Origin of the sequence: Microbacterium sp. HMWF026, assembly GCF_003061325.1 — a bacterium.
In the GTDB taxonomy this organism is placed as follows: Bacteria; Actinomycetota; Actinomycetes; order Actinomycetales; family Microbacteriaceae; genus Microbacterium; species Microbacterium testaceum_E.
The window spans coordinates 1-7,478 of sequence record NZ_QAJB01000102.1; the positions used below are offsets into that span (position 1 = coordinate 1).

5 protein-coding genes and 1 pseudogene are annotated in these 7,478 nt (G+C 71.4%); 5 read left to right on the plus strand and 1 reads right to left on the minus strand.

Annotated elements, in window-relative coordinates:
• The 5 genes and pseudogenes from DBR36_RS04900 to DBR36_RS04920 all read left to right on the plus strand — a co-directional run.
• Nucleotides 1–255: pseudogene (locus DBR36_RS04900) on the plus strand (hypothetical protein); the annotation flags it as partial.
• A gap of 67 nt (nucleotides 256–322) precedes the next feature.
• Nucleotides 323–1,546, plus strand: a complete 1,224-nt coding sequence (locus DBR36_RS04905) for a kynureninase (protein WP_181373482.1) — start codon at nucleotides 323–325, stop codon at nucleotides 1,544–1,546.
• 48 nt (nucleotides 1,547–1,594) lie between these two features.
• Nucleotides 1,595–3,346 carry a sodium:proton antiporter gene (locus DBR36_RS04910; protein ID WP_108317826.1) on the plus strand — a complete coding sequence of 584 codons (1,752 nt, stop codon included), beginning with the start codon at nucleotides 1,595–1,597 and terminating at the stop codon, nucleotides 3,344–3,346.
• A gap of 94 nt (nucleotides 3,347–3,440) precedes the next feature.
• Nucleotides 3,441–4,193 carry an SDR family NAD(P)-dependent oxidoreductase gene (locus tag DBR36_RS04915; RefSeq protein ID WP_108317827.1) on the plus strand — a complete coding sequence of 251 codons (753 nt, stop codon included), beginning with the start codon at nucleotides 3,441–3,443 and terminating at the stop codon, nucleotides 4,191–4,193.
• 99 nt (nucleotides 4,194–4,292) lie between these two features.
• Complete coding sequence (locus tag DBR36_RS04920; protein ID WP_108317828.1) at nucleotides 4,293–4,769, plus strand: dehydrogenase; 477 nt, start codon at nucleotides 4,293–4,295, stop codon at nucleotides 4,767–4,769.
• Between the two features lie 249 nt (nucleotides 4,770–5,018).
• On the opposite strand, the gene DBR36_RS04925 is transcribed toward DBR36_RS04920, so the two are convergent.
• Nucleotides 5,019–7,358 carry an excinuclease ABC subunit UvrA gene (locus tag DBR36_RS04925; protein ID WP_108317829.1) on the minus strand — a complete coding sequence of 780 codons (2,340 nt, stop codon included), beginning with the start codon at nucleotides 7,356–7,358 and terminating at the stop codon, nucleotides 5,019–5,021.
• Between the last annotated feature and the right edge of the window lie 120 nt (nucleotides 7,359–7,478).

A 7,478-nucleotide genomic window follows, 5' to 3' on the forward strand; every position in this document is an offset into this window, starting at 1 on the left:
CTCTACGGCACCGACCTCGGCAACGGCGACCTGCCCGTGGGGCTCAACCGCCGCGAACTGCTGGCCCTGCACGAGGCGGGCGTCCGCGGCGACCGCCTGATCGAGGCCCTGAGCGACCCCTGGCCCGCCGCCGCCCCGACGGCCGGCCTGTCGACCTTCATCCCGGGCCCCGCGCCCACCGATCCCGACGACCTCGCGACGTGGCTCAGCCGCGGCACGGTCGTCGCCACCGAGGAGCTCGCCCGTGTCGACTGACCCCTCCCCCGACTTCGGATCCGTCGACCGGCTCGAGGTCCCGCACCACCGCGATGCCGATGACGGCCTGGCTGCCGAGGCGGCCGCCCTCGACGCCGCCGACCCGCTCGCCCGCCACCGCGACGCGTTCGTCGGCGCCGAGAGCGCGCTGGTGTACTTCGACGGCAACTCGCTCGGTCGTCCCCCGCGCGCCACGGCCGAGCGGCTGTCGCGGTTCGTGACCGACGAGTGGGGTGGCCGTCTCATCCGCGGGTGGGATGAGGCGTGGATGGAGCTCCCCTTCGCGATCGGCGACCGCATCGGGGCGATCGCGCTGGGCGCGGCATCCGGTCAGACCGTGATCGGCGATTCGACCACGGTCCTGCTGTACAAGCTGCTGCGGGCCGCGCTCGACGCGCAGTCCGCTGCCGACCCCGATCGCGTCGAGATCGTCGTGGGACGCGACGACTTCCCCACCGACCGCTACCTGGTCGAGGGCATCGCCGCCGAACGCGGAGCGCGAGTCGTCTGGGTCGACGTCGACACCTCACGAGGGGTGGATGCCGACCTGCTCCGCGCTGCGGTCGGACCGCGAACCGCGGTGGTGCTGCTGAGCCACGTGTCGTACCGCTCCGGATACCTCGCGGACGGTCCGGGGTTGACCGCCATCGCCCACGAGGCCGGCGCCCTCGTGCTGTGGGACCTGTGCCACTCGGCGGGGTCGGTCCCGATGGACCTGGACGCCTGGGGCGCCGACCTCGCCGTCGGCTGCACCTACAAGTACCTCAACGGCGGACCGGGCTCCCCCGCCTTCGCCTACGTCGCCTCGCGGCACCAGCACCGGCTCGTGCAGCCCGTCCAGGGGTGGATGGGTGCCGCCGACGTCTTCTCGATGGGCCCGGTCTACCGCCCCGCTGACGGCATGCGCCGCTTCCTGTCGGGGACGCCGCCGGTGCTCGCCATGATCGCCATGCAGGACACCCTCGACCTGCTCGAGGACGCCGGGATCGCCGCCGTGCGGGAGAAGTCCGTCACCCTGACCGAGTTCACGATCCGGGTGGCGGACGGCATCCTGAGCCCTCTGGGGGTTCGCCTGGCCTCTCCGCGCGACGCGGCCGAGCGCGGCGGCCACGTGACGCTGTCGCACCCGGCGATGCGGGCCGTGACGGCACGGCTGTGGCGCGACGACGTCATCCCCGACTACCGCGACCCGCACGGCCTGCGGATCGGCCTGTCTCCGCTGTCGACGAGCTTCGCCGAGACGCTCACGGGCCTCCGCGCGGTCGCCGAGGCGGTGCGCGCGGAGTCCTGACCCGGGGCCGACTCCCGGCGGGTCGAGACCGAGGGCTAGCCTCGGAGGGTGATCGATCCGCTCATCGTCGTCATCGCCGGCGTGGTGGTGGTCGCCCTCGCCACCGTCATCGGGCCGCGGTTCAACATCGCGGGTCCCCTGATCCTGCTCGCCATCGGCGCCGGGGTCAGCCTGCTGCCGTTCATCCCGCCGTTCGCGGTGAACCCCGAGATCATCCTGGTCGGTGTGCTGCCGCCCCTGCTCTACTCGGCCGCGGTGCAGCTGCCGGCGGTCGAGTTCCGCCGCGACTTCGCCCCCATCGCGGGGCTGTCGGTGCTGCTCGTCGTGTTCAGCTCGATCGTCCTCGGCCTGTTCTTCTGGGCCGTCATCCCCGGCCTGGGGCTGGCTCTCGGCATCGCGCTGGGGGCGATCCTCAGTCCCACGGATGCCGTGGCCACCTCGATCGCGAAACGCCTGGGCATCTCGCCGCGCGTCGTCACCCTGCTCGAGGGCGAGAGCCTGCTCAACGACGCCACCGCGCTGGTGCTGCTGCGCACGGCCACGGCGGCCGTGGCATCCGGATTCGCCTTCGGCGACGCCCTGGCCTCGTTCGCCTGGGCGGTCGTGGTCGCCCTTGCGGTGGGAGCGGTCGTCGGCTGGGTCAACCTGCGGGTCCGCGAGCGCGTGTCCAACTCCGCCGCCAACACGGCGTTGAGCTTCACGGTGCCCTTCATCGCCTACCTGCCGACCGAGCACCTGGGCGGATCGGGCCTGGTCGCGGCGGTGGTGGCGGGCATCGTCACCGGGCAGGGCGCCGCCCGGCGCTTCACCCCCGAGCAGCGCATCAGCGACCGCCTGAACTGGCGGACGGTCGAGCTGATCCTCGAGGGCGGCGTCTTCCTGGTGTTCGGCCTCGAACTGAAGGACATCGTCATCGCGAACGTCCGCGCCGACGAGGGGCTCTGGCACGCGGCGTGGCTCGCGCTCTCGGCGCTCGGCATCGTGCTCGCGGTGCGGGCCCTGTACGTGTCGGCGCTCATCTGGGTGCAGGGTCGGCGGAGCCGCCGGCGTCTGCGCGAGGCGCATCGCGTGACGGGCGCGCAAGAGCGTCTGGACCGATTCGAGCAGGCCTACCGCGAGTCGCCCGAGCAGTTCGGCGCGCGCGCCGCCGACCCCGCGCGCACCGCGCGTCGCGTCGGCTGGATGCGCACGCGCATCGCCCGCACCATGGCCGACCTCGACTACTACCGCGACACCCCGCTCGGGGCGCGACACGGCACCGTGATCGTCTGGGCGGGCATGCGCGGCGTGGTGACGCTGGCCGCGGCTCAGACGCTGCCCGAAGATCTCGGCCCCCTTCGTCCGCTGCTGATCTTCGTCGCGTTCCTCGTCGCGCTGTTCAGCCTGGTCCTGCAGGGTCTCACCCTGTCGCGCGCCGTCGGCGCCGCGGGTCTGGCCGGCGAGGGCGGCGAGGGACCGTCGCGCGAGGAGCAACGCGCCCTGGACGGGGAGCTGCGGGATGCCGCGATCGCGGCGGTCCGAGCGGGTTCGCTGACGCGCCGCGATGGCGGAACCTTCCCCGCTGAGCTGATCGAGCGGGCGGGAGCGCGGCTCACGCAGCCGCCCGACGACGACGCGTCGGCGCGCGTCCGCGACTTCCTGGAACTGCGGTTGGCGTCGATCGAGGCGATGCGCCGTCGATTGCACGCGCTGGGCCGCGACGGTCGTTACAGCACCGCGGCGCTCCGACACGCGCTGGCCGAGCTCGACGCCGATCAGCTGAGCCTGGAACTGCGCATCGACGACGGCGAGGACGACTGAGCGGAATAGGCCACCACCGGCCCGGGTTTTCATTCACGTGCATGCGGTCGCCGCGAAAGCCGCGGTGACTCGACGGCCGGAGAGAAGATCACCCATGAGCAGGTTCACCCACAAGGTCGCCCTCGTCACCGGTGCCGGCAGCGGGATCGGTGCCGCCATCGCCCGCGGACTGGCCGCCGAAGGCGCCTCGGTCGTCGTCACCGACATCGATCGGGATGCCGCCGACTCCGTCGTCCGCCAGATCACCGACGCGGGCGGAACCGCCGCGACGTTCGTGCAGAACACCGCGAACTGGGAGGACTCCCGGGCGGCCGTCGACTTCGCGCAGCAGACCTACGGCGGACTGCACCTCGCCGTCAACAACGCCGGTATCGGCGGTCCGGCCGCACCCATCGGCGACTACGACGTCGACGCCTGGGACCGCGTACGCGCCATCAACCTCGACGGCGTCTTCTACGGCCTGAAGTTCCAGTTGCCCGCCATCGTCGCCTCCGGGGGTGGAGCGGTCGTGAACATGGCATCCGTCCTGGGGTCCGTCGGAATCGCGCAGAGCGCCGCCTACGTGGCCGCGAAGCACGCCCTCGTCGGGCTCACCAAGGTCGCCGCGCTGGAGTACACGGCCCAGGGTGTGCGCACGAACGCCGTCGGACCCGGCTTCATCGACACGCCGCTCGTCCGCGCGAGCCTCTCGCCCGAGGCGCTGACCCACCTCGAGAAGGAGCACGCGACCGGACGTCTCGGCACCGACACCGAGGTCGCGGCCCTCACGCTGTTCCTGCTGAGCGACGACGCCTCGTTCGTCTCGGGCAGCTACCACCTGGTCGACGGCGGGTACTCGGCACACTGAGCCCCGGCCCGGGTCGGCGGCTCGCATCGCGCCGCGGGCCCGGGAGATCGGCCGGGCGCTTTCGCAGGACCGTGGGGCACAATGGTCGCGGAGGTTCCCATGAGCGATTCGACGCCGACGTTGCCCTCGTCCGCGGGCTCCGCCGAGGGCGCTCACATCTCGATCGAGCACGCGGCAGCCGAGTGCCCGCGGTGCTTCACCGAGCTGCAGAGCGACCGGGACTGGTGGCGCGCTCGCCCCGCCGGTTCGCGCCTGGTCGGTCTGGTGGTCTCGCGCCCGGACATGCCGACCGTCAAGCAGCAGCGCGACGACCTCACCCGCTTCGGGGTGCCCATCGAGGGCTTCCGCCACCCCGCGCCCGAGACACTCGAGGGGTGGGCGAACCGTCTCGACCGCTTCTTCGGAACCCTCACCCACGGTGACGTCCTGGTCGTGGCGAGCATCCACGCCCTGGGGCTCACCCGCGAGGACGCCAACCGAGCCGTCGCCGACCTGCGGCGTCGCGGCGTGATCGTGAAGGTGCTGTCGCACGGCGAGCGGCACCTGCACGATGCGGCCGTGCCCTCGCGCGGCTGAACGCGCGCGGCGGACGGCACCTGCACGACGCGGCCGTGCCCTCGCGCGGCTGAACGCGCGCGGCGGACGGCCATCGGTCGCGTCGCTGTCGTCTGCGACCTCTTCGCCTCGTCGGGGTCGTTTCACCGCCCGCGGCGTGGTCCGGACGAACCTCGGAACGCCTATCGACGCGCCGACGTGGCGCGCCGGGGCGTCGCGCGCGGACGTAGCGCGCCGGGGCGTCGCGCGCGGACGCGGCGCGCCAGCGCGTCACGCGCCGACGTAGCGCGCCAGGTGCTCGCCCGTGAGCGTCGAACGCGCCGAGACCAGCTCGGCGGGCGTGCCCTCGAAGACGATCGTCCCGCCGTCTCGCCCGGCGCCGGGCCCGAGGTCGATGATCCAATCGGCGTGAGCCATGACCGCCTGATGGTGCTCGATGACGACGACGGTGTTGCCGGCATCCACCAGTCGATCCAGCAGTCGAAGCAAGGTGTCGATGTCGGCGAGGTGCAGACCTGTCGTGGGCTCGTCGAGGACGTACACCGCCGCCGGCTTGGACATCGATATCGCGAGCTTGAGCCGCTGACGTTCGCCGCCCGAGAGCGTGCTCAGAGACTGCCCCAGGGTGATGTATCCCAGGCCGACGTCGCGCAGGCGCCCGAGGACCGCCGCCGCCGGGCCCTTCGTGAGGAAGGCGGATGCCTCGCCCACCGACATCGCCAGCACCTGGGCGATGTTCTTTCCGTCGAGCGTGTAGGTGAGCACGTCGTCGGAGAACCCCGTGCCCTCGCACAGCTCGCAGACGGTCTCGACCGTCGATTGGAACCCCAGCTGGGTGACGATCACCCCGAGTCCGCGGCACGCGGGGCACGCCCCCTCGCTGTTGGCGCTGAACAGGGCGGGCTTGACCCCGTTCGCCTTGGCGAAGGCGGCGCGCACGGCGTCGAGGATGCCGGTGTACGTCGCCGGGCTGCTGCGACGCGACCCTTTGATGGCGGTCTGGTCGACGACCACGACGTCGTCGAAGGCGGGCAGATTGCCGTGGATGAGGGATGATTTGCCCGACCCCGCCACTCCGGTGACCACCGTGAGGACGCCGCGTGGGACGTCGACGTCGACGCCGCGCAGGTTGTGCTGTGTCGCGCCGCGGATCGGCATCGAGCCGGACGCCACGCGGACGGTGTCTTTGAGGTGCGCGCGATGATCGAGGAAGCGTCCCGTCAGGGTGCCGGACGCGCGGAGCCCGGTGACGTCGCCCTCGAACTGCACCGTGCCGCCCTCGCGGCCCGCGCGAGGACCGAGATCGACGATGTGGTCGGCGATCTCGATGACCTCGGGCTTGTGCTCGACGACCAGCACGGTGTTGCCCTTGTCTCGCAGCTGGCGCAGCGTCTCGTTCATCCGTTGGATGTCATGCGGGTGCAGCCCCGCGGTGGGCTCGTCGAAGACGTAGGTGATGTCGCTGAGGCTCGACCCGAGGTGGCGGATCATCTTGGTGCGCTGGGCCTCGCCGCCCGAGAGGGTGCCGCTCGCACGGTCGAGCGACAGGTATCCGAGCCCGATGTGGACGAAGGCGTCGAGCGTGTCGCGCAGCGCCTGGACGAGGGGCGCGACGGTGGGATCGTCGATCCCCCGTACCCAGGCGGTGAGATCGGTGATCTGCATGGCCGCGGCATCCGCGATGTTGACCTCGCCGATGCGGGACGATCGGGCTCCGTCGTTGAGGCGCGTCCCGGCGCACGCGGGGCAGGCGACGAAGGTGACCGCCCGGTCGACGAACGCCCGGACATGAGGTTGTAGCGCGTCGCGATCCTTCTGCAGCATGCTCTTCGTGACCTTGGGGACGAGACCCTCGTAGGTCATGTTGGTGTTGGCGATGCGCACCTTGACCTGCTCTTTGTAGAGGAAGTCGTCGCGTTCTCGCGCGGTGAAGTCACGAACGGGCTTGTCGGGGTCGAAGAAGCCGGATTCGCTGAAGACACGCACCATCCACCCATCGGCGGTGTAGCCGGGCACCCGGATCGCGCCGGCGTTCAGCGACAGCGTCATGTCGACGAGCTGGTCGAGATCGATGTCGCTCACCTGGCCGAGCCCCTCGCATGCGGGACACATGCCGCCCGTGATCTCGAACGATCGTCGTTCTCTCGTGCCCTTCTTGGCCCCGGTCGTGTGCGTGACGGCCCCGGCGCCGGAGATCGACGGCACGTTGAACGAGAACGCCTGCGACGAGCCCACGTGCGGCTGGCCGATCCGGCTGAAGAGCACGCGCAGCATCGCGTGCACGTCGGTGGCCGTGCCGACGGTCGAGCGGGCGTTGGCCGCCATGCGCTCCTGGTCGACGCGGATGGTGGCGCTCAGATTCTCGAGCGCATCGACATCGGGGCGGGAGAGTTCGCCCATGAACTGCTGCACGAAGGTGGGGTAGGTCTCGTTGATCAGCCGCTGCGATTCGGCGGCGATCGTGCCGAAGACCAGTGACGACTTGCCGGAGCCGCTGACACCGGTGAAGACGGTCAGGCGGCGCTTCGGCACGTCCAGATCGACGTTCTGGAGGTTGTTCTCACGCGCACCGCGCACGCGAATGACGTCGTGGGTGTCGGGTGCGGCCATGAGCGCCTCCTCGGGGTCGTCACCAGTGTGGCGCACCCCTCCGACATCGGCGACAGTGCGCCGCCGTCCCGCGCGCGCCCGAGCATAACGGCGGGCGCAACGGCCGACACGCCGCACACC

Bases quoted from the DNA above. Each gene is read 5' to 3' on its own strand.
- DBR36_RS04915 (WP_108317827.1), top strand. From the start codon at position 3,441: ATGAGCAGGTTCACCCACAAGGTCGCCCTCGTCACCGGTGCCGGCAGC.
- DBR36_RS04920 (WP_108317828.1), top strand. From the start codon at position 4,293: ATGAGCGATTCGACGCCGACGTTGCCCTCGTCCGCGGGCTCCGCCGAG.
- DBR36_RS04925 (WP_108317829.1), bottom strand. From the start codon at position 7,358: ATGGCCGCACCCGACACCCACGACGTCATTCGCGTGCGCGGTGCGCGT.